This is a genomic window from Stenotrophomonas sp. YJH_SMC_133 (assembly GCF_059370655.1).
In genome coordinates this window covers 43,584-70,393 of record NZ_JCAFTW010000017.1, presented here as the reverse complement: position 1 = coordinate 70,393, position 26,810 = coordinate 43,584, and the positions used below count along the sequence as shown (strand labels likewise).

The 26,810-nt window shown below is 68.5% G+C and carries 14 protein-coding genes; all 14 read right to left on the bottom strand.

The genetic code is table 11. The features are described 5' to 3' along the window. Window positions 1–470: 470 nt before the first annotated feature. Window positions 471–12,854 (bottom strand): filamentous hemagglutinin family protein, encoded by a 12,384-nt coding sequence (locus AC5P78_RS19785; protein WP_414498253.1) that lies wholly within the window; start codon window positions 12,852–12,854, stop codon window positions 471–473. 199 nt (window positions 12,855–13,053) lie between these two features. Then, window positions 13,054–14,229 carry a substrate-binding domain-containing protein gene (locus AC5P78_RS19780; RefSeq protein ID WP_005409883.1) on the bottom strand — a complete coding sequence of 392 codons (1,176 nt, stop codon included), beginning with the start codon at window positions 14,227–14,229 and terminating at the stop codon, window positions 13,054–13,056. 396 nt (window positions 14,230–14,625) lie between these two features. Further along, a complete protein-coding gene (gene gspF / locus AC5P78_RS19775; protein WP_043033313.1) occupies window positions 14,626–15,825 on the bottom strand; it encodes a type II secretion system inner membrane protein GspF in 1,200 nt (399 codons plus the stop codon). Between the two features lie 7 nt (window positions 15,826–15,832). After that, the gene (gspE, locus tag AC5P78_RS19770) at window positions 15,833–17,266 is read right to left on the bottom strand and encodes a type II secretion system ATPase GspE (RefSeq protein WP_414498252.1); all 1,434 of its coding nucleotides are present in this window, start codon (window positions 17,264–17,266) and stop codon (window positions 15,833–15,835) included. Beyond that, window positions 17,263–19,644, bottom strand: a complete 2,382-nt coding sequence (gspD, locus tag AC5P78_RS19765; protein ID WP_076740077.1) for a type II secretion system secretin GspD — start codon at window positions 19,642–19,644, stop codon at window positions 17,263–17,265. The genes gspE and gspD overlap by 4 nt, the downstream gene beginning before the upstream one ends. Then, window positions 19,641–20,168, bottom strand: coding sequence for a type II secretion system protein M (locus tag AC5P78_RS19760; protein ID WP_076740078.1), 528 nt, complete (start codon window positions 20,166–20,168; stop codon window positions 19,641–19,643). The genes gspD and AC5P78_RS19760 overlap by 4 nt, the downstream gene beginning before the upstream one ends. Beyond that, entirely contained in the window at window positions 20,165–21,328 is a 1,164-nt protein-coding gene (gene gspL / locus AC5P78_RS19755) for a type II secretion system protein GspL (protein WP_414498251.1), read from the bottom strand. The genes AC5P78_RS19760 and gspL overlap by 4 nt, the downstream gene beginning before the upstream one ends. Further along, window positions 21,325–22,230: a type II secretion system minor pseudopilin GspK gene (gspK, locus tag AC5P78_RS19750; protein ID WP_414498250.1), complete on the bottom strand. Its 906-nt coding sequence runs from the start codon at window positions 22,228–22,230 to the stop codon at window positions 21,325–21,327. The genes gspL and gspK overlap by 4 nt, the downstream gene beginning before the upstream one ends. A 9-nt stretch (window positions 22,231–22,239) precedes the next feature. After that, entirely contained in the window at window positions 22,240–22,677 is a 438-nt protein-coding gene (gene gspG / locus AC5P78_RS19745; protein ID WP_414498249.1) for a type II secretion system major pseudopilin GspG, read from the bottom strand. Between the two features lie 57 nt (window positions 22,678–22,734). Continuing rightward, on the bottom strand, window positions 22,735–23,295 hold the full coding sequence (locus AC5P78_RS19740) for a hypothetical protein (RefSeq protein WP_005409891.1): 561 nt from the start codon (window positions 23,293–23,295) through the stop codon (window positions 22,735–22,737). Between the two features lie 144 nt (window positions 23,296–23,439). Next, window positions 23,440–23,991, bottom strand: coding sequence for a hypothetical protein (locus tag AC5P78_RS19735; protein ID WP_012480451.1), 552 nt, complete (start codon window positions 23,989–23,991; stop codon window positions 23,440–23,442). Between the two features lie 58 nt (window positions 23,992–24,049). Continuing rightward, the gene (locus tag AC5P78_RS19730) at window positions 24,050–25,030 is read right to left on the bottom strand and encodes a FecR family protein (RefSeq protein WP_005409893.1); all 981 of its coding nucleotides are present in this window, start codon (window positions 25,028–25,030) and stop codon (window positions 24,050–24,052) included. A gap of 69 nt (window positions 25,031–25,099) precedes the next feature. Beyond that, window positions 25,100–25,630 carry an RNA polymerase sigma factor gene (locus tag AC5P78_RS19725; RefSeq protein WP_062606577.1) on the bottom strand — a complete coding sequence of 177 codons (531 nt, stop codon included), beginning with the start codon at window positions 25,628–25,630 and terminating at the stop codon, window positions 25,100–25,102. Window positions 25,631–25,646: 16 nt separating this feature from the next. Then, on the bottom strand, window positions 25,647–26,327 hold the full coding sequence (locus AC5P78_RS19720; RefSeq protein ID WP_062606536.1) for a TonB C-terminal domain-containing protein: 681 nt from the start codon (window positions 26,325–26,327) through the stop codon (window positions 25,647–25,649). Window positions 26,328–26,810 lie beyond the last annotated feature (483 nt).

Genomic DNA, 26,810 nt, shown 5'->3' with positions numbered 1-26,810 from the left:
TTGGTCGGCACTGAGGCTGGCCCAGCCATCCACGCATGGCGTGGATCTACTGCCGAGCGGCTTCTACTGCCCGGCCTGCCCTGGTGGGTGCCGACCGTTGGTCGGCACTGAGGCTGGCCCAGCCATCCACGCATGGCGTGCATCTACTGCCGAGCGGCTTCTACTGCCCGGCCTGCTTTGGTGGGTGCCGACCTTGGTCGGCACTGAGGCTGGCCCAGCCATCCACGCATGGCGTGGATCTACTGCCGAGCCCGCCGCCGGGTGCTCTCCTGCACCCGGCGGCGCCGTGTCGGTGGTCCTCACCGCTGATGGCCGCTCCCTGCCCTCCGTGCCATCCTGGCTGGGGCCGCTGCCGTTCCGTGGCGGCTGGCCCGATGCTGTTCGTTCTTTCGGCCCGGTCGCATCCACGCATGGCGTGGATCTACTGCCGACCTTGGTGGGCAGCAACGTGTGCCGACCAAGGACGGCACCTACCGGCGCTGCGTGCCCTCGTCGCGACTTGCCTGCGGGAACTGGAAGGCACTGTTGGCGTCATAACCGCTGTTGGCAGTGTTGCCACGCGCCGGCGGGTTGATGCTGCTGGTGCCACTGCCGAAGCCGAGGATCTGCACGCTGATCACCGACGGCTGGTTGCGCCGTGCATCATCCTGGCTCTTGCGCATCACATCCTGTGCGGCCTGGCTGGCGCTGTTCGCTGCCGCACTGGCCGAAGCCAGCGCATTCACGTTCACCGTGGCCAACACCGGCAGGCCCTTGCTCTCACCCTGCACCTGGATGTTGGCTGCATTGAGTACCTGCAACGCCGCCAGGTTGATGTTGCCGGAGACACGGATACCCGCTTCGCCCGCGTCGATGGTGCCCAGCGGCGCGACCAGGTCGACGTCGCCCGGTCGTACTTCGGCGATGGGGTTCAAGGTCGCGATGCCTGCGCCACTGGCGGGAGCCTGCGGCGACAGGATCACATTGCCCCAGCCGTCATAGACGCGACGCGGTGGCGTGTACAGCAGCGTCGTCTGCGAACCGCGACCGGCATTGATGTCACCCTGCTCCGACCACGCCAGGATGTCGCCGCCGAACGTGGTCATCACCCGCGACAGGCCCAGCAGCACGCTGTCCTGGCTGAACAGGCGGATATCGCCCTGCCCCTGAGTGACAAGGCCGGCGCTGGCAGGTGGCACCGCGCCCTGCACACCGATCACGATCTGCCCACCCGGTGCCATCAGCTCGATGTTGCCGCCCGCCTCGGTACGCACGCCGGAGCCACCGTACATCACGATGTCGCCGGTACGGTCGATCGTCGCACCGGCCGCATTCCTGTCCGGCATCAGCGTGGCGATGGCTTCGCGCCCACGCAGGTAGGAGCCGAAGCGGGGCCCTTCTGCATCGGTATATTCCCTTCCACCTTCGCGCAGCTCGGCGTAATAGACCTGGCGCAGGAAGATGCGCTGCTGTTCCTGCGGCAGCGCATCGAACGCGGCCAGCGCCCCGTCGCCGTCGGCAGCCACGCCGAAGCGCTGCTGCAGCCACTGCTTCAGTTCCTGGTTGTAGACCTTGACTGCCTTGCCCGGCTGCGATGCAAGCGATTGCGCGGGATCGGCAAGGTTGACTGGGTCCAGATAACGGGCACGCAGGGCCGCGAAGTCGATCTGCTGGTTGCCGGCCGTCAGCGCGATGCTGGCGCCGGGACGGGTGTCGCCCTGCACGATGCCACCGAGGCTGACGATGCTGCCCGCATCCTCCTGGCGCAGCTGGCGGCCGGCACTGATCTCGGTGTTGCCGGGGCCGGCGATGGTCGCGTTCAGATGCACGATGTCGCGGCCCGCCGCCACCACCGTGATGTCGGTGGGCGAGGTGTTCAACGCGGTCATCGACACCCCGAGGATGTCCCGGCTTGCCCGCAGTTGCACGGCGCCGGCGGCCTCGAACCAGTTCAACTGCGTGCGCTGCCCCGCGTTGGGATTCAGCGTGCGCCGGGCGCCGGTGGCCAGACCGATAATGTCGCCCTGCACCGCGTAGAAACGGCTCGGCGCCAGGGCCGCAGACACGGAGGACAGCGGAGTATTCGGACCGAACGCAAACAGCGGAAGCGACGCGTCCGGTGATGCAATGTTGCCGTCGACCGACAGGTTGTGCCGCGAGCGGGTCACATTGCCTGCGGAATCCCCCTGCTCGGCCATGAATGCCGGGTCGAAGGGTCCCGGCAGGCGCGCGTCACTGGCCGAGCGCGCGATCTGGGTCGCGCCAGGCTGGGCGAAGATGCCGCCACCGGCCAGGACGTCCAGCCGTCCTGTCGCCGAGGGTGCCAGCAGGATCACATCCTGCGTCCCCGGCGTGGTGCTGATCCGGTCCAGCTTGATGTCACCCTGCGCAGCAATCGCGCTGAAGCGCGAAGGATAGAGCCAGTAATTCAGCAGATCATCACCGCCACGCACAACAAGCTGGACCTGCTCGCGCCACAGATTGCTGCCCGTCACGTTTTCCGGCCCGGCGAGGCCTGGCGCGAGGTCACCACCGGCACTGAACAGATCCACGGCCGTGTTGGCGGTCCACAGGGAGAACCACGTACTGCCTGCAGCGCGCGCGCCATCATCCTGTAGCACCGCGCTGTAGTTGGCCAGCGGAACCCGGCCCGCATCGGCGACGCCGCCGAGCACCACATCGCCCCGCGCCTGCAGCTGCGCGGCGGCGTCGCCCAGCACCAGCACCGGCCCGCCCATCGGGCGAGCGGCGTCGGCGGCGAACAGATCGGCCGCACGCAGCTGGCCCAGCGTCGCGTAGCTTTCCAGGGTGACGCCCATTGCACCGATGCGTCCCGCATCCAGCTGCAGGCTGCCACGCAGATTGCTGAAGGTACCGTTGAGGTCGAGATTCTGTCCCGCCCTGGAGGCATTGAGGCTGGAGAACGTCGCCCGCAGATTCGGATTCAGTGCGCCACCGATACGCAGTTGCAGGTCGCCGCCGCCGGTCAGGTGCAGCTGGCCATCGCTGACCCGGCCGGTCGATCCCACCGCCGCGATGATCGCTCCCGAGCGCGGTGCGATCGTCGAGTCCAGCGCGTCACCTATCGCATCGCGCACGCCGGCGTCACGCCCGGCCTCCAGCGTCAGGTTGCCGCCGCCCAATGTGCCGAAACCGGTGAAGCCGACCATCCGCGGAGAGGCGCCAGCAGCAGCGGACACGTTGGTGTAGGCGCCAAAGTTCACCCACCAGCTGGTCGGCACCGGCTCCACGCCGGTGGTGCTGCCGGTTCCCTGCCGCCACAGCCAATTGCCGACCGCGGCACTGGAGTACAGCGCCCAGTCGCGATCGCTGCTCCCCGACTCTGCGCGCCCGGTCCAGACGTCACCGACGATATCGCGCCCGGCTTCGACGCGCAGGTTGCCACCATGATCGGGATACCAGGCCCGGTAGCCGGCCAACGCGGCATCATAGCTGCCCGGCACCAGGTTCGGCCCCAGCAGTGCGGTGTTCCTGGGGGCTGCTGCGCGGGGCGAATTGAAGGCAGCGTCGCGGCCCTCGCCCAGCGTGGTGGGAGTGCCCGCCGTGTACACACCGAAGCCGGACTTCATCACGACATCACCGGCAGCGAGCAGTTCCAGGTCACCCTTGCCGGTGCGCAGCACGCTCCACGCCGGCGTGCCCGCGCGCTTGCCGTAAGTGGTCACTTCGGTCTGCGTGCCGCCGCCGGCGCAGTAGGTGGGCGCGGTGCTGCAGAACTCGTCTTCGGTCATGCCAAACATCGCGGCGAAGTCCTTCGCAGGGGTGCCTACGTAGGACTCGTCGCCCCAGTAATCCAGCGAGCCCTGCGCGGCCACCTGGCGGGGGGCCGGGCCGCAGTAGTCGGCCGACATCGCGCAGAACTCGTCTTCGGTGAAGCCGAACATGTCGGCCAGCTCCGCGATCGGACGGCCTGCATAGGAGGTGTCGCCGATCCAGTCCAGCGATGCCCGCTCAGTCAACGCACGATCACCCACCCAGATGATTTCGGTCTTGACCGTACCGATCGAGCCCTGGTGGGTGTCGGCCAGCACCACGCTGCCTTCACTGCCCCAGCGCCGGCTGCGTGGGTCGGCTGCCCCGGTATCGGCACCGGCAACAACGGTCAGGTCCCAGGAGGTGGTGCCCTCGGCCAGCATCGGCGCCAGCGCCCAGTTGCGCCCCTGGTTGCCGCCGGCATCGGCCGGCCGCAGATTCACCGGCCCGTTGCCGGGCAACTCCACCTTGGTCAACGATGGGATGTACGCGCCCACCTTGAGCTCGACTTCCCGTGCCAGGCGCAACGCAACCGGCAGCGTCGCGCCGGCGGGCCATTCCTGTGCCGCCATCTGTACGGCACTGCGCAGGCGGAAGCCGGCCCCCAGGCGCGCACCGGCCGCCAACACCAGCGGCTCCTGCAGCACGGTGCCCGCCGCCAGCGTCTGCCCGGAGTCGGTGGTCACCGCCGCACCCAGCACCGTGCCCGCTGGCAGGCGCAGGTTCTGCGAGATCACCATCGGCGCGGGCAGCACGGTACCGACCGGAAGCGTTACCGATTCGACCGGCACGTCATAGTTCAGGCGGGTGCCGGCCTGGAACTCGGTGCCGGGCTGCAGCTTCACTCCGTCCACCGGCACCACCAGGCCGCCGCCAAAGGGGGTTTGCCCCGCGCTGCCATTGCGACCCTCATACAGCTGCCAGCCACCCTCATCCGGCGTGGACGGCGGCGGTGCGAACCCATCGTTGATGCTGCCGTAGACGTTGATGTTGCCTTCGGCCCGCAGCACCAGCGAGGCCGATTCGCCGAAGCCACGCCGCGATGGATCGCCGCGGTTGGCTTCGGGCCCGTAGCGGTAGCCGGACAGATCGATGTCGCCGGCAATGGTCAGGTCGCCGTCCGGGTTGGCGTCGCTGCGCCGCGCCAGCACCTGCACGCCGGGACGAAGGCGGACATCGCCCAGCGCCCGCGTGCGCTGCTGCAGATCCGCGTTGTCCAGCGCAGCATCGATCCAGGCCACGCTGTGCGGATCGACCACCTGGTCCAGCCACTGCTGGGTGACCAGCTGCGCGCGGTTGCCGCGCACGTCAGCGGTGGCTGCCAGGGGCGCATCGTCGTAGCGGCGAACACCATTGAGCTGGATGTCGGCCGCGCCATCGATGCGCAGGCCGGTGGCCGCGGCAATCGCCGCGTCGTTGCTGCCCAGCCGCGGCACATCGATCTTCAGCGTGCCGCGCGGGGTGCCATCGTTCTGGCCAGGACGTCCACCGACGGTAACATCGCTGCCCGCACGCAGGTCCAGCTGCGCCGCGCTGCCCAGGCCGACGGCACCTTCGGCGCTGCCCAGCGTGATGGTGGCCCGGTTTGGACTGTCGATGATCTTGCCATGGCTGTCCACGCGCAGGCCGGTACCGTGCGCGTCCAGCGTGCCGTCCACCTGCAACTGATCGCGGGCGTACAGGCGGATGCTGCCGACCTGCTCGCCGCTGGCATCGATGCGGCCGGCCACGGTCAGGCTGCCCGCATCGACGCTGATATCGACCCGGCGCGCCTTCACTTCGTCGCCGATCCGCAGATCGCCCTCACCGATCTGGAAGCTGCGACCGCCGACGACGCCGCCGGCGGTCAATCGCTGGTTGAGGCCGGCGAAGTCCTGCAGCTGGCGTGCCCGCACCACCAGTTCGCCACCGTCGTAGGGCACCAGCGTGCCACCGGCATCGTAGCGACCAGTGGCGGCACCCTGCAGAACACCGGCCAGATCGGCTCGGCCGGCCATTGCGGTGACCGTCAGGCGTCCGCCGCGGTTGTTGCGGGCGGAAACATCGATGCGGGAGGCCGCATCGGCGCGGATGTCACCCGTGTCGCTGGACAGCAGGACATCGCCGCCCCAGCTGAACTTGTCCACGTCGTACAGCGAGACCTTGCGTCCGGCCAGATCCAACGCGGCCCGGCTGCCAAGCGTGATGCCCTGGCGTGCGTTCGCCGACAGCCGTCCGGACGCCAGCGCGATCGTGCTGTCCAGCGTGATCCGGTTGGCGTCGATGCTCAGCTCACTGCCCAGTGCATCGCCACCCGCCTTGCCGGTGCCCCCCTGCAGGCGGAAGTCGCCGCCGGTGCGCACGCGCAGCCGCGCGGCGGGATCGGCCGTCAACAGCGGTGTATCGATACCCAGGCTGCCACCGCTGTACTGCCAGCCCTTGTCGGCCAGATAGTCGCCGCGCTGCTGGAACACGTCCAGCGTGCCCTGCGCGGAGAACGACAGCTGCTCCGAAGCACTCAGGTTCAGCGCACTGAATCCGAGCACCTGCCGGTTCGCAGGTACTTCAGAACTGGGACGGCTTAATGGCGCCCGCCCCAGCTGCAGCTGGCGGGTAAAGATGTCCAGCTGCCCGGCGCCGAGCCGGTCCACCATCGGATCGGCCGGCGGCACCGACGCGTCACTGCCCGGCGCTTGGCTCGCCGCCAATGAGCCGTCCCAGACCAGCGTGTCCACCAGGATGCGCGCCCGGTCAGTCGCAGCACCGTAGCCGCGGATGGCCTGCGCACCAAGCACGAGCGTCTGCAGGCCACTGCGGCCGGTGGCACTGTCGCGCGCGTCCAGGTCGACGCTGCCGAACACGTTGACAGAGTCCCGCGCGACCAGGCTGAGCGTGTCCAGCGCCGGCGCGCCGGTGGCATCATTGCCGCGCAGCAGTTGCTGCAGCACGGACTGGTTCATGGTCATGCCACTGGGCAGCGCCCCTGCCGCAGCGGCCAGGGCGATCGCTTCGGCACTGCCGAGGTTCAGCGCCGCCATGCTCAGGCCGAGCTGACGGGTGCCATAGCTGGCCGAGTCGCGCATCTGCAGCGCGCCATCGGTCGCTACCGCGATGCTGCCATCGGAAACCAGCCGGGTCTGGCCGTCGCACGCCGTCTGGCACCCCCCGATGTCGATCGCCACTGGACCGGCCTCCACCCCGGTGGTGCCGGTGATCAGGTTCAGGCGCTGGTTGGACACCGCCAGCAGGCCGCCGGAGACCTGGTAAGGCACGGTCGCGCTGGCATTCGCGTTGGCGGATGCGAACGACAGTGTATCGAGGGTCGCACCGGCCTCGACCAGCACGCCGCTGCCACCGGAGGCCGCTGCCACCAGCACTTCCGGTGCGTTCAAGGTGACGCCGGAACGGATCGCCACGCTGCGCGCCTGGCCGGTCACCGCCACCTGCGAGGCCTCCTGGTTGAACTGCCCGCCGATCATCATCCGCGCCGGCAGGAAGGCATTGAGCGCGTCGTCGCTGAAGGTGGCACCGCGATCACGCGCCTGCGATTGCGCACCGCCGTCGACGATCTCCAGTGAACCGACCGCCGGGCTGGCCAACGTGGCTGTCAGCGTGCCGCCTCGCCCGTTGTCGGTGGCGGCGCCGAACCGCGCGGTGCCGGCGAAGCGGATGGCAGGCGTGTCTGCACGACCTGCGCCTTCGCCCAACGCAAGGGTCAACCCGAGCGCATCGATGGTCTGCCAGCCACGCGACTCGCCGCGGCGGTCGGCCACCGATTGCGCGAAGCTGTTGTAGGAGGTTTCGTTGTAGCCCGAGTGCCGGCGTACTACTGCGGCGGGGGTCAGCAGGATGTCGGTGAGCAACGGCGAGATTGCCGTGCCCAGCGCCGTGCGCTGCTGCCCGGACACACGCCAGGTGCCGGTACCGGTCGCGATGGGTTGCGCGATGCCCGAGGTGCCGGTGGCGCCCAGCTCAACCCGGAATGCACCGGGCTGCAGCGCATAGCTTGCCGGCATCAGCGTGTAGGTGCCTGCTGCCAGGCCGGGCACGCCCGCCGGCACGGTGATCTGCTGGCCCACGGCCGGTGCGGCGAATCCTTCCTCGCCGCTGGGGGCAAATGTCCCGGCGCGTCCCGGCACGATCGCATACACCGGGTTGCCCGACGCACTGAATCCATAGCGCGGATTGGCGTCGGCCAACGCCGTTCGCAGCACGTCGACAGAGCCACCGCGTCCTGACACAAAGGCGGCACCGGTCAACTCACCACCGCCGGACATGTCCAGCAGGGCCCCCGGCGCCACCTCGATCTCATTCGCCTTCAGGGTCACCCCCATCGAGGAGATGCCGGCCGGCGTCAGCGAACCCAGGCTGCGCGTACCGACCCGCCAGTCGACACCATCGACGGTGCCACCATAGGGCAGCGACAAGCCGGCGCCACTGGTCGAGGTGACGCTGCCTGGCAGCAGTTCCACCCGGCTGCCGACGGTTCCGTTCTGGATAAGGCCACCCAGCTGCAGCGTGCCCATCGGCGCCTGTACGTTGCCGCCCTGCTGCACCGTGGCGGCCACCAGGCGAAGCGTACCCAGCGCCGATTCCGGCGCCGGCTTCGTGTCCGCACCGGTGCCGTGGATGCGCAGCACGGCATCCGGATCGGTCCAGTAATCAGCGGTCTGCACGGTCTGCGCCGACGCGCCGGCCACCAGCGTGCCGATCGCGCCTGTGGTGGGGTACAGGCGCGCAGCGGTCACGTCCATCGAACCAGCCGTCATCAACGCGCTGGTGTTGCCACTGCTGGCAATGCCGTTGGTCAGGCGCACGTCACTGCGGCTTTCCAGCGCCACATGCTTGAAACCCGGCAGCCAGGTGACGTCGCGGATGTCGATCAGCTCGGCCTGCACCGCCAGCGCGTGATCTTCCGGCCCGGACGAAGCGACCGCGGCGGTGCCCTGCAGGTTCTCGCCCGGCATCTGGCGCCAGCGTGCCTGCGCCAGGCGAACGTAGGGCGCACTCAGTCGCAGCCCAGACGATAGCCCGGCATCCACGGCCATGCCCAGGCTCGAAGTGCCCTGGCCGTGGATGCGCAGGCTCTGGGCCAGGCGCAGGTCGACGTCGCCGACCGCGCGGATGTCACCGAACACGGACAGGTTGTCGAAACCGCCGGCCTGCAGCTGCTCGACCGACAACGCGGCGTGGCCATATTCCAATGTGGCCGGCAGTGGCTGCGCCGGTGCGCTGTGCTGGCTGAGGCTGATCGCACGCGCTCGCAGTACCTCGTCGCTGGCGCCACGTGCATGGATGCTCCCGCCAAAGGCCAGGCCAAGCGTGCCCCCGCGTGCGCCGGCACCACCGGCGGCCGCGTCCATCCCGCCGTCCAGGTACAGCGCGTTGGCCGAACGCAGCACGATCTGCCCGCCGTCGCTGTCCACGCGCACGCGGCCCTGGCCATCGATGTCCAGTTCGGCCGACGCGCCCCGCGCCTGCAGGCGCGCACCGCGTTCGACCACCACGAAGGCTTCCGGTGGTCGGTTGTCGACGAATGCGGTGGTCTCCCAGTCCAGCGCCCCGCCAATCTCGATGCGCCCACCTGCGCGCACCTGCCCGCGCAGGCGGCCGCTGGAATCGGGCAGCGACATCGCGTCTGCATCGGCATCCAGCAGCGCGCCTTCGGCGAAACGCCAGGTGCGTTCGGTGCGCTGCCCGGCGTACAGCGCGTTCTCCGGGCGCACATCGTCGATCAGGATGCGGCCGCCCTTCGCGCGCAGCGTGCCTTCAACATCGATGTTGCCTGCACCGAGCAGCGAGATCGTCTGCCCTGGATCGACCGCCACCAGTGCATCCTTGCCAACCCGAAGGTCACCGCCCACGCTGTTGCGCTCCGAACGCAGGCTGATGCTCGCACCCGCGCGCTGGCTGACGCGCCCGCTCGACGGATCAGCGCTGTACAGTGGCGCGTCCCACGCTGCCAGTGCGGACGCCCGGTCGGTCGCCATCCGCGCGTCCTGGGTCAGGCGCAGGCCTGGCAGGGCAGCGACCAGCCGCGCGCCATCGGCCACCTCCACACCCTGGTGGCCATTGATGTCGTACTGCGCGAAGCCACTGCCGAACAGGCCGGGGTCCAGTCGCAGCGATGTGCCCGCCAGGTCCGCATCGCCCAGCCGCACCTGGCCACCGGTCCCCAGCGAGAAGGAACCACCCCCCTGTCCTCGACCACTGAACCGGCTTCCGTCGCCCAGTTGCACCCGGCCACTGCCGTCGGTCGTCACCGTACTGCTGTTCGCCTGCAGGCTGACGCTGCCGCCTTTGCCGATATGGGCCTTGCCGCGCAGGTCCAGCGCAGCACCGGCCTCGACGTCAACCGTTGAGTCGGCGCCCACGGCCACGTCATGACTATTGCCCAGGCTCAGGCGGCCGCCATCCGTCCAGGCACCGCTCGCGTCGCGCGGCGTCGCCAGTGACGCATTGCTCCATTCACCGGAGAGATCGATCCGCGTGCCGTCGGCGATGGCGGTGCGCGCGCGGCCATCATGCAGCAGCGCCGTCGGCCGGCCCTGCACATCCAGCAGGTTGCCCGCCGACAGCTGGCCGCCGGCGATGCCGATGTCGCCTGCCAGTTCCACCTCGCTGCCGGTCAGGTTGAGCTGTCCGCCTGCCTGAAGCCGAAGGCTGCCGTCGATGCGGATGCGATCAGCGGTCGCCAGGTCGATCCGTCCCCACTGCTGGGCACTCAGCTCTGCGATATCCAGCCACACGGTGCCACGCCGCACTTCGTTGACCGGGGCCAGCAGCGACCACGCGGCCTTCGTCCGAGCCTTGTCATCCAGGCGCACATCCGAGCCGAACACACCGCTGCGGCCCTGGCCGTCGTAGCGCCCCAGGTACAGCTGCGCATTGCGCGCGACCGCCGTCTGCGCCTGCGCATAACCCTCCAGCGCGGTATCCGGCCTGCGGTTCTGCTGCGCGCCCTGGAAGGTAGCCGTCTCAACCTTTCCATCCAGCACCGCGGTCGGTGCGGAGATGATCAGGCGTCCTGCATCGCGGCCGACCGTGTATCCGTTATCGACACGCTGCGCCGCGAATACAATCGGATCACGGAAGGTCTCGGTGATGCCCCAGCGCTCCTGCTTTACTTCATGGCCGCTGTACAGGCCATCGAAGAGCATCTCCGCCGGCGCGTCATCAAGGCGGTAGACCTGGCCATCGACGCCGCGCACCCAGCTCTGCCGGATCACGCCGCTCTGCACATCCAGGCTGCCACCGGCAAGGTTGATGCGTGAGCCGCCATGCGTGATCACTTCCCTGCCGCCCAGCAGGACGGTGCCTCCCTGCGCGGCCCATTCGCCGATCGAGTGCCCCTGATTGTCAAGGTAGCCGCCCACTTCCAGCAGGCCACCCGCCGCGTACCAGCGCTCACCCGCGTAGCCCCCGGTACCGGCCGGAACGTGGACCAGCCTGCGGCGGTCGACCCAGACCTCGCTGCTGGTCAGCTTGCCGCTGTCGCGGTTGTCCAGGGCATCGCGCAGTTCGTTGCCCTGCACCTTGACCTGGACATTGTTGCTTTCCATCGACACCTGTACGCCCACTGCGCCGGAAACATCCACGCGTGCCGCGTCGTCTACGTAGCTGCGGGCTGCCGCGTCGGCGATGATCTGGCCGCCCGTGGCAACCGTCAGCGAATCCGCACTGAAATGGATGTTGCCACCCGAGACGATCTCCACCCGCGACTGGTCCCGGCGATCATTGTGCTGGGACAGATTGTCGAAGGTTGCCGAGCGCGCGCCGGCGCGGATCGCGTCCTGCTCTGCCGACTCCTTGATGAGGCTGTTGCGCTTCGTATCCAGCACCGTGGCCTTGCCATCGTCCTCGACCAGCACCGCCGTGGTGGCTCCATCGGCAAGCGTGACGCTGCTGCCGGCATCACTGGTCGAAGCCAGAAGATGCACGGTGCCGCGCTGCGCCAGCGTGGTGCTGGCCACGGCCACACCGGCCTGCTCGACGTTGCGCCCGGCCAGGGTCACGTCACCCTCGCGGGCGCGTAGCAGACCGGTGTTGCGCACGCTGCCCGCCGTGCTGCCAGCGACGAAGCGCGGCGCGATTTCATTGCCGCGGGTGGTGGAGCTGGTATTGGTCGCCGTACCCACGCCGCGCCGGATCACGAAACTGTCACCGGCAGCGAGTTGCACCTGGCCCTTGCGCGCCTCGATATGGCCAGCATTCTCCACGCTGTGCCCGGCCAGCAGCACGTAGCCACCGCCGCGCGTCGCGCTGGTCGGCTCATGGGTCGCGATGCGGGCACCCTGCTCCACCATCACCTTGCCAAATGCATCGCTGAGCGCGCTGCTGCTGGCGTCGGGGCTGTACAGGCCGTTGTCACGGAACTGCGCATCGCTGATCCGTGCTGCAGCCGCCAGCAGATTGCGTACATTGACCTGGCTGTTGTTGCCGAACACCACCCCGTTGCGGTTGGCCACGAACACCGTGCCATTGGCCTTCAGCTGGCCCAGGATATGGCTGGGCCGCGCCTGCGGATCATTGACGCGGTTCAGGACTGCCCAGTCAGGGTTCTGCAGGAAGTTCAGCGTGGTGTTGCCGCCGATATTGAACGTCTCCCAGTTCAGGATCGCCTTGTCCGCGGTCTGCTCGACCGTAACCTGCACCCGCCCGTCGCTGCCCTGCGACTGGATCGCGTCGCGCGCATTGAGCCAGCCGCGGGTCAGCGGGTTCTGGTCGACGCTCAGGCCATCCTTACCCAGGCCATCAGCAACGATGAAGCCAGCCTCGCGGCGCGCCTGCCGCGCCTGTTCCTGCAGGCGCTGCTGCAGGGCAATCGCCTGCGCAGCCGTACCGAGGTTGTCGATCGACTGCTGCAGCTTCTGCCGTGCTGCATCCTGCTGCTGGGCCGGCAACTGGAACTGGATCGGCACCCCGTTGGGCATCCGGCCGCTCTGTGCCGCGCTGCCCTGGGCCGCGCCCCGCTCGGCGAACCAGCCCGGGCTGAACGCCTGCTGCGCCTGGCTGACCGGGGCCACCATGCTGCCCAAGGCGACCGCGATGGCCCACGCCATCGGATGATTGCGGCGCATCGGCGCGGCCGGATGAACAGCGGACGGGAGCGGGTGCGACATCGGAACCTCATCAACCTGGTGGGCCGCGGCTGCGGCGACGATCGGGGAGGCACGCGCAACGCATGCCCTGCCACTGATAGACGGTTCACGTGACACGAAGCCGACAGCGAAACACTGCGGCGGCCGCACCGTCGCGGAAATGGCGACGCCGGCCCAGGGGCCGGCGTCGGGTCAAGCAGGATTCAACCCGTGCTGCGGATTACAGCGGACGACCGATGCCGGCGCAGGTGCTGGGATTGTTCAGGCCGGCAGTGCTGCTGGCCAGCACGAAACGGTTGCGGATCGCATCGCGCCAGGCCTTGGTCAGCGGGATGAAGCCGTGGTCGGTGATCGACTTCTCATACGCGACGGTGTAGGTCGCCGGATAGTGGCGGGCCAGGAAGCCGCGCAGGCTGGTGGCGACGCTCGAATCCTTGTAGCACTGGCCGATCACCAGGTTGGTGTAGCCGGCGATCGGATAGCCGGCCGACGGGTTGCCGAACACCGGCACCCAGTTGGCGGGGTCCTCGGCAGCGGTACCGGTCGGCGGAGCGACGGTGTCCAGGGTCGCCTGCACACTCACCTGATCCGGCGAGAAGCCCTTGACCTTGGCGACCTTGGTCGCGTCGGTCACGCTCGGGATCACGTCCGGGCCAACGTAACCGATACGGCCTTCAGCAGCGTAGACAGCGTTGTACAGCGAGGTGCCACCGGTGGCCGGCGCGGCCACCAGGAACGCCGGCAGGTTGCCGTTGGCATCGCGCTTGTACAGGTCGGCGAAGGTCGACTTGATGGCGAACTTGCCACCCACCAGGTTCGAGGTACCAGCGTTCTCAGCCGCACAGGCCGCAGTCAGGAAGCGGCTGAACATTTCGCTGGTGCCGCTGCTTTCCGGGCGGTACACCACCTGGATCGGGCCGCTGCGGTTGGCATCGATGGTCGACCAGTCGCTGATCGCACCCGAGAACACGCCGCAGATCTGCGCCACGCTCAGGTCCACCGCCGAACCGGCCTTGTTGAACGGAATGGTGACCGACGTGGCCACCGACGGCACCTGGATCAGCGCGCCGTAGCGGTTGGCGTTGGTCGGCTGGTTGAAGTTGGTGGTGTAGGTGCTCAGCTCGGTGCTGCTCAGCACCGAATCGCTGCCGGCGAAGTGCACGGTGCCGGTGGTCGAGAACAGCAGCGAGTTGTTTTCCAGGAAGGCCTTCTTGCCGGTGCCCGAACCGGTCACGGCGTAGGTGAAGTTCGCTGGCAGGATGCTGTCGGACGAACCCTTGTAGAGGTCGGCCGGCAGCGAAGCGCCGCCGCCGGTAACGGTCTGCGCGGAGGCGGCGCCAACGGTAGCGAGCAGCGCGGTGGCAACCAGCGCGGCCAGGGTCTTGTACTTGATCATGATCTTCTCCTGAAGGGTTTACTGCGAAGGGAAACGCCAAGGGAGGAACGGTCACTACACGCCTGCTGCCGCCGAGGGCCTCCCAGCCCACTCTGCGGCGACGTGTCCATGCTGGTCCGCGCCGATGACACGCCGCTTAAGAAACCTGTGGAAGATCGAAAAAAGGTGTGGAGGATTGTGTGGAGAATCGACCCATGCCACATTCCAACGACGCCGCCCGATCGACTGAATTGAATCAACTGAATTGAATCGACTGAATTGAATCGACCCGATGGGATCGACTGGGTAGAGTCGACTGTTAGTCGACTGCTTTTCGCACGCGGAAACGATCTGAATGCACTCGATCTCCGCGCTGGTCGACTAACAGTCGACTCTACCTGTGATGCGCGTTGCGCATCACTGCACCAACTGGTTCATTTCCATGATCGGCATCAGTACCGCCAGCACGATCGTCAGCACCACGCCGCCCATCACCAGGATCATGGCCGGCTCCAGCAACGCAGTCAGTGCCATCGCGCGACGTTCGATCTCGCGCGAGATGGTCTGCGCGGCGCGATCCAGCAGCGGCGCCAGCGAACCGGTCTTCTCGCCACTTGCCACCAGATGCACCAGGATCGGCGGATACACCTTCTGTACCTTCAACGCAGCACCAAGCGCAGCACCTTCGCGCACGCGCGCGGACACATCGTCGGCACAGCGCGCCAGCAGCGCATTGCCCAGGGTCTGCCGCGCCGCCTCCAGTGCACGCAGCAGCGGCACGCCGGCATCCAGCAGGATCGCCAGCGTCGAGGCGAAGCGCGCACTGTTCACACCCAGCACGAATCGCCCGACCATCGGCACCCGCATGAGCATCGCGTCCCAGCGCAGGCGCAGCTCGGGCCTGCGCAGGGCCAACCGCCAGGCCACCACCAGCGCAGCGATGCCGAGCCCTACCCACACGCCCCAGCTGCGCACGAACGCGCTGGCGCCCAGCATCATCTGCGTGAGCATCGGTAGTGTCTGCCGCGCCTGCACGAACGCGGTCACCACCTGCGGCACCACGTAGCTGAGCAGGAAGATCACGATCGCCACCGATACCAGGCTGATCGCTGCTGGGTAGATGAAGGCGGTCAGTACCTTGGCCTGCAGCGCGTTGCGTTCTTCGATGTAGTCGGCAAGGCGCTCCATCACCCGCGCCAGGTCACCGGAGTCTTCACCTGCGCCCACCAGCGCCCGATAGATCGGCGGGAAATCGCGCGGCCGCGCGGCCAGCGCAACGGTCAGGCGCTGGCCGGCACGCACGTCGGCGCGCACGGCGGTAAGCGCCTGGGCCACGTGCGGGCGTTCGGCCTGCTCGATCACCGCACTCAATGCGCCTTCCAGCGGCAGGCTGGCCGCCAACAGGCTGGCCAGCTGGCGCGTAGCCCAGGCCAACTCGCTGGCGGACAACCGGCGAGCGCCCCAGCCACTGCCGGCACTGCGCGCCGCACTCACCTGCACAGGGGTCAGCCCGCGCCCGCGCAGCAGCTGGCGAGCACCGCGCGGGCTGTCGGCATCCAACTGGCCCTTTTCGATGCGGCCCTGCGCGTTGGCAGCCTGGTAGTCGAACAGTGCCATGCAGGCCTCAATCGTCGCCGGTGACGCGCAGGATCTCTTCCAGCGTGGTTACCCCGCTGTCGACCCAGCGCTGGCCATCCTGCCGCAGGGTCCGCATGCCGGCCCGCCGGGCCGCCTCGCGCAGCGCAGGCTCGCCCTGCCCTTCATGGATCAATGCGCGCACGCGGTCGTCGACCACGAATAGTTCATGGATGCCGGTTCGCCCCCGATAGCCGCTGTTGGCGCAGGCCGCGCAGCCCACCGCGCGCCATACGGTGCGACCCTCGCCGTCCACCTCGGCACGACGGCACTGCGTGCACAGCCGCCGCACCAACCGCTGCGCCAGCACGCCGCGCAGCGACGAGGCCAGCAGGAAGGGCTCCACGCCCATGTCAGCCAGGCGGGTCACCGCCGAGATCGCATCGTTGGTGTGCAGCGAGGCCAGCACGCCATGCCCGGTCAGCGACGACTGCACCGCAATCTGCGCGGTCTCCAGGTCGCGGATCTCACCGATCATGATGGTGTCCGGATCCTGGCGCAGGATCGCACGCAGCGCGGTGCCAAAGCTCATGCCGATGCGCGCGGTGACCTGGATCTGGCCGATGCCGGCGAAGTCGTACTCCACCGGGTCTTCCACAGTGAGGATGTTGCTGGTGCTGCTGTCGAGCTGGCCCAGTGCGGCGTACAGCGACGTGGTCTTGCCGCTGCCGGTCGGCCCGGTGACCAGCACGATGCCGTGCGGCTGACGGATCAACCCGGTGAACGTGGCCAGCGTGTCATCGGCCATGCCGAGGCGCTGCAGCTGCAGGCGACCGGCATCCTTTTCCAACAGGCGCAGCACAGCACGCTCGCCATGACCGGTCGGCACCGTGGAGACACGGATATCCAGCGGCCGCCCGCCCACGCGGATGGCGATGCGCCCGTCCTGCGGCAGGCGCTTCTCGGCAATATCCAGGTGCGCCATGATCTTGATGCGTGATACCAGCGCCGCATGCAGTGCGCGCCGTGGCTTCACCATGTCGCGCAGCGTGCCGTCCACGCGGTAGCGCACCACCGAATGAGTCTCGAACGGTTCGATATGCAGATCGCTGGCGCCATCGCGTGCGGCCTGTGCCAGCAGCGCGTTGATCATGCGGATCACCGGCGCATCGTCCTGAGCATCCAGCAGATCGGTGACCTCCGGCATGTCCTGCATCAGCCGGTCCAGATCGACTTCGCTTTCGGCGGCACCCACTACGGCAGCGGCATCGCCGCCGTCACGGTACTGCTCACTCAACCGCTGTTGCCACGTCGCAGCATCCAGCGCCTGGAACGGCAGCGGGCCATGCCGACGGCGCAGTTCGGCCACGGCCCACGCCGCAGTTTCGGCGGTGCCCAGCAACACGGGCTCGCCACCAACTTCGGACAGCATCACGCCATGGCTGCGCACCCAGGCGTACGGCAGAGCTGTGGCGGCGCTCACGGCCCGATCACCAGTTCCGGCGTGTAGCCCAGCCCGCGCAGCTGCTGCAGCGCAGGGTCCAGCGTCGCCGGATCGCGCGGCAATCTCACGCGCAGGCGTTGCCCGCTCTCGCCGGGCGTCGCTTCGGCATAGGCCTGCAGGCCCAGTGCACGCACCTGCGCCACGCCCTGGCTGGCACGCGCCGGGTCCAGCCCCTGCGCGAACTGCACCAGCTGCGCGTCGCCGTCACCGGACGGGTACAGCGCCGCCAGGCTGCTGCTCTGCAGCGGCTGGCCCTGGTCATCGCGTGCATTGCCCTGGCCGAGTACAGACAGGTCCTGCGGTGGCAGCTGCGGTGCCGACAGCGCCGGCAAGGCCCAGCTCTGTGCCGGCTGCGCGCCCGCCTGCGCGTTGCGCATGTAGTCGTAGCGGTCGCGGGTCAGGCGCTGGCCGGCGGCCGGGTCACGCACCACGTGCGGGCGCAGGAACACCATCAGGTTGGTCTTGGCGCGCTTGCGCGTGTCGCTGCGGAACAAGGCGCCCAGGACCGGGATCTTTCCCAGCCCCGGCACCGCATCACGGCCATGGCTGACGCTGTCTTCCAGCAGGCCACCCAGCACCATGATCTGGCCATCGTCCAGCAGCACGCTGGTATCCAGGGCGCGCTTGTTGGTGATGATGCCGGCCGTGCTGTTCGCGCTCTGCGCGTCGATGCTGCTGACTTCCTGGTAGATGTCCAGCTTCACCGTGCCGCCCTCGGAGATCTGCGGGCGCACCCGCAGCTTCAGGCCGACGTCCTCGCGCACGATGGTCTGGAACGGGTTGTTGCTGCCGCCGCCGCCGTCGGTCACGTAGCGGCCACTGACGAACGGCACGGTCTGGCCGACCATGATGCTGGCCGCTTCGTTGTCCAGCGTCATCAGGTTCGGCGTGGACAGGATGTTGGCACCGCCCTTGCTCTGCAGCGCGTTGGCCAACGCCTTCATGTTGAGGATCTGGCCGACGCCGGGCAGGTTGATGGTGCCGTCGATCACACCGATCTTCAGGCCATCCTTGGGCAGCACGTCCAGGGTGGTGCGTGCGTTGGTGTTCAACCCGCTGCCACCGGTGGTGCCGCCGAAGTGGGTGCCGCCGAAGGTGCGGCCATTGCCCAGCATCCACTGCACGCCCAGTTCGGCCGCGTCGGTCTGGTTGACCTCCACGATCAGGCTTTCCACCAGCACCTGTGCACGGCGCTGGTCGAGCTGGTCGATCACCCGGCGCAGGTTGCGGTACACCGGCTCGGGGGCGGAGATCAGCAGCGTGTTGGTGGCCACGTCCGCCTGTACCGAGATGCCGTTCTGGCTGAAGCCGGTGCTTCCTGCATCGATCGGGTCACGGCGGCTCGGGTCCAGGCGCTGCGATTCCAGCGCATTGCCTCCGGGCTTGGCCTGCTGCGGCTGCGACGGCTGCGCGGGGGTGGAGCGGCTGGCGTCGCCGGGCAGTGGTGTGATGCCTTCGTTGCTGCCCATCGCCGGTGCATCGCTCTGCCCGGCCACCACGCCTCGCAGCACACCCGCGAGCTGGTTGGCCTGGGCATTGCGCAGGTAGACCACATGCAGGTTGCCGGACTCGTCCTGGGCGCGGTCCAGCTTCTCCACCAGCTGCCGCGCCAGACGGGTGCGTCCGGGACTGCTGGAGCGCAGCAGCACGCTGTTGCTGCGCGGGTCGGCCATCACCACCACCTTCTGGGTGGGCTCGGCGCCCTGCGCATCCAGCAGCGGCGCGACCATCGCCGCGACGTCAACGGCAATGCCCTGCTGCAGCTTCACCACATCGGTGTCCATGCCGGCCGGTGTATCCACGCTGGCGATCACACGCGCGATGCGCTCCAGGTTGTCGGCATAGTCGGTGATCACCAGCGTGTTGTTGCCCGGATTGGCAGTGATCGGATTGTCCGGGCTGATCATCGGCCGCAGCACCGCCACCAGCGCGGCCGCGTTCTCGTAGCGCAGCGCGAAGGTGCGCGTGGCGACCTCCCCCCCCGCACCGCCGCTGCCAACGCGGCCACCGAGCAGCTTGGCATCGGCCTGCGGCACCACCCGGCTGACGCCGCCGTTCTCGACCACGGCGAAGCCGCGCATGCGCAGTGCGCCGAGCAGCAACTGGTAAGCCTGGGTACGGCTGACCGGGCCATCGGAAACCACTGTCATCTTGCCGGTCACCCGTGGATCGACCAGGAACTGGCGCCCGGTGAAGCGCGCTGCCATGCGCAGTACGCCACCGATATCGGTGTCGACCAGGTTCAACTGCACCGGCTCATCACGGGCGTCCTGCGCCAGTACCAGCGCCGGTGCGTGGGCCATGCACACGATCAGGGCCAGTGCGGTACTGCAGGCAAGGCTGCGCATCGCCCTCATGGATGGGCACCCGCGGTGGCCACCATCACGATGTTTCCGGAAATCCGTGCCGCCGGCATGTTCGCATCCCCTGTGCGTGTCAGTTGCAGCTGCTGCAGCTCGATGGCCGGGTCGGCCAGTAGCGGCAGCAGCCAGTTCCATAGCGCATCCGCGGGCACCGCCTGCACCTGCAGGTGCCAGCGCCCGTCTCGCGCTTCGATATGCAGGCCGGCGGCAAGGCCGGCGGCCTTGATGCCATCGCGCAGCCCGGCCAGTGTCGGGTGCTGGCCCTGCGCCAGCTGCTGGCGCTCACGGGCGCGCAGCAGCGGTGCCAGTGCGCGGGACTGCGCCTGCAGCCGCGGCAGCTCGGCCTGCCAATACGTGCGCTGCTTCAGCAGTGGCTCCAGCCACAACGACCACAGGCCCGCCACCAGCAGCGCCACCACCATCACCCACAGCATCAGCCGGTCGCGCGGTGGCAGGCGTTGCCAGCGCTGCTGCAGGCCCACCAGCCCCTCGCCCAGCCGTAGGGTGCGGGTCGTCACTGCCCAGCTCCGCTCACTCGCAGGTGTCCACCGGCTTCGCGCGCCAGCTGCAGGCCCTGTGCCTGAACTGCTTGCTGCCAGTGCTCAAGCCGCTGCGGATCGTCGGCCAATGCCTGGGCATCGGCATCCAGCTCCATGTCCAGCTGCCCGGGTTGGTAATGCAGGCTGCGCACTTGCCCGGCCAGCTCCGGAACAGCCTGCAGCGTGCTGGCAACCTGACGCTGCAGCGCCGGCAACGGCGGCGCCGGCAGCGGCACCGCAAGTGCTCGCCTTGCCTGCAACACCGGGTCCACCACATCGGTGATCTCCGGGAAGCGCGCGCTGAACTGGCGCGCCATGTCCTGTTGCAGGGCCTCGCCCTCGATCCGCCAACGCGAGACCTGCAGCTGCAGGCCGAGTGCAGCCAGCAGCACTGCTGCCAGTGCCAGGCCGATCGCCAGCCGCGGTGCTTGCCGGCCTGCGCCGGGCAGCGGCAATGACCAGCCTGGCAAGGGGCCAGAGGTCTGCCGTTCATGCGTGACGGCGGTGGCCGGCAGGCTGTCCGGCCACGTCGGCGGCACACTATCGATCCACTGCACGGCCTGCACGCCGGCCTGTTGCAGGCGCACGGCCAGCGCCTGCATCACCGCACAGGCATCACGTCCGCCATGCCATTGAACGAAACCCCGATCGCGCCCGCTGCGTACCAGCAGGTGCTCGCCGCTGACCTGCAGCGTGGCATGGGCGTCCTGCCAGGGCAGCAGCAGTGGCGTCGGATACAGCGCCTGCAGCTGCAGCGCACACGAGGCCAGCAGCTGCTGCGCCTGCGCGATCGCCTGCTGGCCAAGCCAGGCCACCGGAACCGTGCCGTCTGCTGCCTGCGCACCGTGGGCCAGCGCCACCTCCTGCAGGTCATCCAGCAGCATCGCCTCCACCTCACCCTGCAGCGCCGACTGCAGGCGGCGCCCGGACAATGGCGGCAGCTGCAGCTCCAGCAGGATCAGGTCGTTCGGATCGAGGCAGGCATGCACCGCGGCCTGCGGATGCCGCAGGCCTAGCGCCGCCAGCGTGTCGCGACCGTGAGCCAGTACATCGCCCTTGTGCAGCTGCGCCCAGTCCACCGCGCTGTCGGCGCGCAGGTGATCCAGCGCCGGCAGGCGCACCCGAAGCTGCACGTTCATGCGCCGATCCTCGTCCACACCCGTTGCACACGCACCCCATCGTCGCGGTACTCGCGCCACAGCAGCGCGCGAAAGTCGACCGAGCTGCCGTCAGCCTGCACCCGGCCGACGGCCAGGAACCATTCGCTATGGATGCCCAGGGGAAGCACGGCCATCTGTTCGTTGCTCAGTTGGAGTCGGTTGGCGATGTCGCCGCGATTGAGCAGCCAATGGCCAGCATCGCGCTCACCGAGCAGCGTCTGCAGCCGTGCCGGCTCGACCGCAGGCGTCACCGCCTGCAGGACCCGCAGGTCGCTGGTGTTGGCGTTGACCAGGGTCTGCGCCGGCAACACCACGGTGCGCCGCGCCAGCGCCCGCAACGCCACCGGATCGGCGCCAGGCAACGCCTGTTCGATCAGTGATTCGCGCGGCAGCGGCGCCTGCGCCTGCATGTCGCCATCGCGCAGGCGCGCCTGGATGTGGTCGGCGGCGGATGCGCAGGCGCCCTGGCCCAGCCCCTGCCCGGCACACAACGCGATGAACGCGCGCCGCGCCTCGGGGTCCGGCCTGCCATGCGCAAGAAGGTTGCGCAGGTTGAACATCGACTGGGCATCGACCAGCTGCAGTTGCACCGGCAACGGCGTCTGCAGCTCCAATGGGCGCGCCCAGCGCCCGCTGCGCACCGTGGTCAGCTGTTCCTTTACATCCTCACGCAGCTGCTGTGCCGCACGCTCCAGCGTTGCGTCCACCGCCATGCGTACCTGTACGCGCAGCTGGTCGCCACGCAGCGCACGCAGCTGGGCCGACTGCCGGGTCAGCAGTGCGGTGGCAATCACCGCCACCAGTGCCACCACCAGCAGGGCGACGATCACCGCCATGCCACGTTGGCGGACACTCGAAACAGAACGCATCCGGGCTGACATCGGCCTGCCTCACAGCTGCCAGGAACCGATGTCCGCATTCCCGGCGTCGCCACCGGGCTTGCTGTCCGCGCCCAGCGAGAACACATCGATGTCGCCATGGGTTCCGGGAATCTGGTACTGGTACGGATGGCCCCATGGATCATTGGGCAGGCGATCCAGATAGGGCGTGACCGGCATCGCGCCACCGCCCTGCGGTGGCTTCACCAGCGCCTGCAGCCCCTGCTCGGCACTGGGATAGCGCCCGTTGTCCAGCTTGAACAGTTTCAACGCCTGCATCAATGCAGCGATGTCCTGGCGCGCCGCCGCTACGCGCGCCTGGTCGGGGCGATCCATCAACCGCGGCACGATCAATGCGGCGAGGATGCCGATGATCACCACCACCACCATGATCTCGATCAGGCTGAAACCCTGCTGCCGAGCCCTGCGACCACGAACCTGCCTTGCCATTGTTCCGCCCTCGTCATCCTGGAAGAGACCGCTGCGCCATGGTCAGCGGTGCATGTGTCAGTACGATAAACATCCGCTGGAAATCCGCTGCGCGTGTCCCTGTGCAGGCGCAATACGTGCAGCCGGGGCACATGCAGACTCGAACAGGTGCTGCGGCACGCTGGCCAGCGCATCGTCGATGCAGCCGCGCAGCAACGGGTGCGCGCAGGCCTGCAGCAGGCGCACGCACTGCATCGGCGACCATGCCGTTCCATGATCGAGGCCGATGAACATCCGATAGGCCTGGTGATAGCGCAGGTCGTCGTACACGCGCTGGGCACTGTTCAGACCGCGCACGACCACCAGCAGAGCCGCGCGCTGCAGCAGCCGCGCATCGCCTGCATCAAGCGGTAGCGGGCTCATCGCCGCCTCGGGCCAGGGCCGCAGCTGCAGGTCGAGGGCTTTTCGCAGCGCCGCCAGTGGGTGCGCACTACCATCCAGTGCCGCCCAGCGCGCCGCATCCGCCCAGGCATCGCTGGACAGCACCCAGACCCACGAGCGCCCATAGCGCTGCACGTTCAATGGTGCATGCCGTGCCTGCTCCAGTGACTGGCTCAGGTGACGATCCAGCTCCAGCATGCTGATCCTGCGACTGTCTGCCATCGGCGCCGCCCGTGCTCCACGACGCGTGGTGCGTCGTACTCTGGAGAAGACGTCAGCAAGGCAGGTGAAGCGACAGCGCGAATGCAGCTCTGTGCACTGCGTGGCGCTTCATCGACAACGTCATCGCAGCGTCATCTGCCTGCAGGCTTCGCGTTCCAGCCGCGGTGCTTCGCCTCCACAACGGCGTGCCAGTATCGCCACGTCGCTGCGCGCGGCGAATGTTGCCAGCGCATTGGACATGTCCACGTCGTCGAACCATGACGCCATCGCAACGCGCAGCGCCGGCAGCTGCCAGCCGTCCATCACACCATGGGTGCCTGCTACGAACCAATGCCAGAGGCGATGGTGAAGCACCTGGTCGTGCAGCTGTGCGAGATCCTCAATGCGATGCACGTCCATCAACAGCAGTGCGCGTGCAACCGCCGCGGGCGGCAACGCACCGGCTTCAGGCAGCGGAAGCGACTGCTGCTGCAGGCGCAGCAGCATCGCCAGCGGGTGCGACTGCGGATCAAAGTCCAGCAGCACCGCCTGTTGCTGCCACTGCGCATCGGACACCACGCACACCCAAGGTGAGCCATAGCGATGCACCATCAATGGCCGTCGCTGCGTGGTTTCCAGCAGCGCCGACAGATTGCGACGCAGATCCAGCACACCGATGGTCTCGTTGCGCATCCTTGGCCTCTCCTCGCTTGCAACAGCCCTGCGCGGCGCACAGGGCCAGCGTCTTCATCTATCCAAGGACGGCAATGCCACCCGGAAAGCGACGCAGATCCAGCGACATCGTCAGTCGCAGCTGCTCCAGTGCCGCGTCTGGATCATCAATACGGAAGCGACCGCTGACCGGCGCGCGCGCCAACGCCGATTCACCCAACAGAACCTTGCCACGACGATAACGGTTGATCTCGTCCACCACCTCGCGCAGCGGTGCGCGGCGGAACACCAGCATGCCTTCGGTCCAGGCGCTCACTTCAGAAGCCACGGCTTCGGCCACCACGCCACTGAGGCGCTCGTCGTACTGGGTCTGCTGACCCGCCTGCAGCTGCAGCCGGCCCTGCGGATGCTCGATGCGGGCGCTGCCCTGCAGGCAGGTCACCCGTACCTGGCCGTGGGTGTTGCGCACATCCAGGCGCACTGCGCCTTCATCGGCAATCACGCAACCCGGGCCCGCGAACAACGCCAGGCGCAGGCCGGCCAGGGTCTCGATCGCGGCCTGGCCCTGCACCAGCTCGAAGCCTTCGCCCTGCGCGTCGGCGCGGCGGCGCAGGCTGCTCTGCGTATCCAGTTCGATCTTCAGCTGTGGCAAGGGTGCGATCTGCAGACGTTCACCGGTGCCGGTGTGGAAATCAGCCGTCATCGCCGTCACCGAAGGCCACAGCCCCAGCGGCGGGCGGATTGCCGCCACCACCACCAGGCTGGCCGGGGCGGCAATCGCCGCGCCCAGGAAGGCGCGCCGGCTCCAGCGCTGGGCCGGTGTCGGCGCCACCGGTTGGCGCGCGGCGGCGGGCAGCTGCTCGCCGGCCAGCCGTACCTGCTCCCATTGCCGGCGCGCACGGCCGAACGCCTCACGATGACGCGGATCCGACTCGCACCACGCACGGAACCTGCGCCCGTCGGCGGCGGTCGCCTCGCCCGAGGTCAGCCGCACCACCCACGCGTGCGCCTGACGCTCGACGGCATCCAGCGGGCGTTGCGGGCGATCGTCAGGATCCATGGGGGCTCATGCCGGACCCGCACGCTGCGGGGTTCTGCTCGGCGTCAAAGTGTAGACGGATGCCGCCGTTCAGAACCGCACCTGGCGCCCCTGCCCGCTGCGCTCGGCCAGGTAGTCCTGGGCCGCCTTCAGCTCACGCTGCACCAGCCGCAGCGACACACCGAGGCGATCGGCCACGTCGCGCTGCTGCAGGCCATCGACGCGGATCGCCAGCAGGATGCGGCGACGGCGCTCGGGCATGCGCTGCAGCAGGCCGACCATGTCTTCCAGCGCGAAGTCCAGTTCGGCCGCCTGCGCCGGGCCGGGTGCAGGGTCGGCCATGTCCATCAGCGTATCCACCTCCTCCAGGCTCAGCAGGCGGTGGTCTGCACGCTGGCGGTCGATCACGGTATTCATTGCCATGCGCAGCAGGTAGGCCGCGGGGTTCTGCACGGCATCCAGGCGGTCACGCCGCGCGCTCAGGCGCATCCACGTGTCCTGCAGCGCGTCGCCGGCCAGCTCCTCCGAGCCCAGCTTGCGCACCAGCCGGCGCTTCAGCTCATCGTAGGCACCCAGAAGGTGGTCCATCAGGTCAATTGCCCCAGCCGTACCGTTGCTCATGTTCGAATCCTTGAAGTCATGGAAGGGGCGCGCGCCGGCCACAGTCGTGGTCGGTGCCGGAAGGACGGATCTGCAGCGTCACCGGCTGCGGCAGCGCAGCGGCATCGGGCGCCAGCACCAAGCCCTGCAGTGCCTGCAGCAGGCGCGCATCGCGGCGGGCGCTGCCACTGCCTGACAGCAGCTCGGGCTCGCTCACCTGGCCCGCGCCGTCGATGCGGAAGCGCAGCGTCGCGGCATAGCGGCCGGGCGCGATCTCCGGGTCGTCACAGAACGCCGCACGCAACCGCTGCTGCAGGCCACCGTAGCGACGCCGACGCTCGGCCTCGGGAAGTTCGGCGCCAACACCCGATTCAGCGGCCGAGGGCGCGCCCCGGCGCAGCACCACGCGCTGCTCGCCGATCACCTCGGCCTCGATACCGGAGTCCTGCAACAGCACCTGCAAGGCAGGCAGCGGCGCCAGGCTGCCGCGCAGCGCATGGCTGCTGCGGCCGGCGGCCAGGTCACCCGGGTACATCACTGACCACCCACTGATGACGCTGAAGCGCTCGACCGCCTGTTCCAGCGGCTGCGCAGGGATGTCGTAGGCATGAACAGCGTCCTGCGCGGCAGCGGCAAAGGACAGCAGCAGCCATGCGGCGATGGCCACCTTCCAGATTCTGACCGCATGGTGTCCATTCAGCCCCCTGACGTAGAACACATGACCCTCGGCAGCGACAGCAGCTGCAATGGACGCGCGCCACCACCGGAACCCCGGCCCGCGCGCGACCCGCAAGCGGGCTCAAACCGTACCGAGGCCACATGTCATTGCGATGACCGCTGCCTACAGCCGACGTGAACCCAGTCGCCCATCAGGAATCAATGAATCGAACAGACCGCGCTATCTACGCACGGAGTCAGAGCCCGTTGCGCAGCAACGGGACCCGACCCCGTGCCGACCCAGACGTGTCGACCAAGGTCGACACCCACCAAGAGCAGCTCATGCCGTTCCACCAGATCGTGGAAATCTGTCGAAGGCGGGGTGGGTCCGGGTGCAGGGGTGTCCGCGGCATGGATGCCGCGGCCAAGCCCCCATGGACGGGTTTACGGCGTCCCCTGCAACCGGACCCACCCCGCCGTCCCACGGAATGCACGCTGTTGCTTCGGCTGTTGCTTCTGAGGTTGCCGGCCAGCGGCCGGCACT

Bases quoted from the DNA above. Each gene is read 5' to 3' on its own strand.
- AC5P78_RS19785 (WP_414498253.1), bottom strand. From the start codon at position 12,854: ATGTCGCACCCGCTCCCGTCCGCTGTTCATCCGGCCGCGCCGATGCGC.
- AC5P78_RS19780 (WP_005409883.1), bottom strand. From the start codon at position 14,229: ATGATCAAGTACAAGACCCTGGCCGCGCTGGTTGCCACCGCGCTGCTC.
- gspF (WP_043033313.1), bottom strand. From the start codon at position 15,825: ATGGCACTGTTCGACTACCAGGCTGCCAACGCGCAGGGCCGCATCGAA.
- gspD (WP_076740077.1), bottom strand. From the start codon at position 19,644: ATGAGGGCGATGCGCAGCCTTGCCTGCAGTACCGCACTGGCCCTGATC.
- gspL (WP_414498251.1), bottom strand. From the start codon at position 21,328: ATGAACGTGCAGCTTCGGGTGCGCCTGCCGGCGCTGGATCACCTGCGC.
- gspK (WP_414498250.1), bottom strand. From the start codon at position 22,230: ATGTCAGCCCGGATGCGTTCTGTTTCGAGTGTCCGCCAACGTGGCATG.
- gspG (WP_414498249.1), bottom strand. From the start codon at position 22,677: ATGGCAAGGCAGGTTCGTGGTCGCAGGGCTCGGCAGCAGGGTTTCAGC.
- AC5P78_RS19740 (WP_005409891.1), bottom strand. From the start codon at position 23,295: ATGCTGGAGCTGGATCGTCACCTGAGCCAGTCACTGGAGCAGGCACGG.
- AC5P78_RS19735 (WP_012480451.1), bottom strand. From the start codon at position 23,991: ATGCGCAACGAGACCATCGGTGTGCTGGATCTGCGTCGCAATCTGTCG.
- AC5P78_RS19730 (WP_005409893.1), bottom strand. From the start codon at position 25,030: ATGGATCCTGACGATCGCCCGCAACGCCCGCTGGATGCCGTCGAGCGT.
- AC5P78_RS19725 (WP_062606577.1), bottom strand. From the start codon at position 25,630: ATGAGCAACGGTACGGCTGGGGCAATTGACCTGATGGACCACCTTCTG.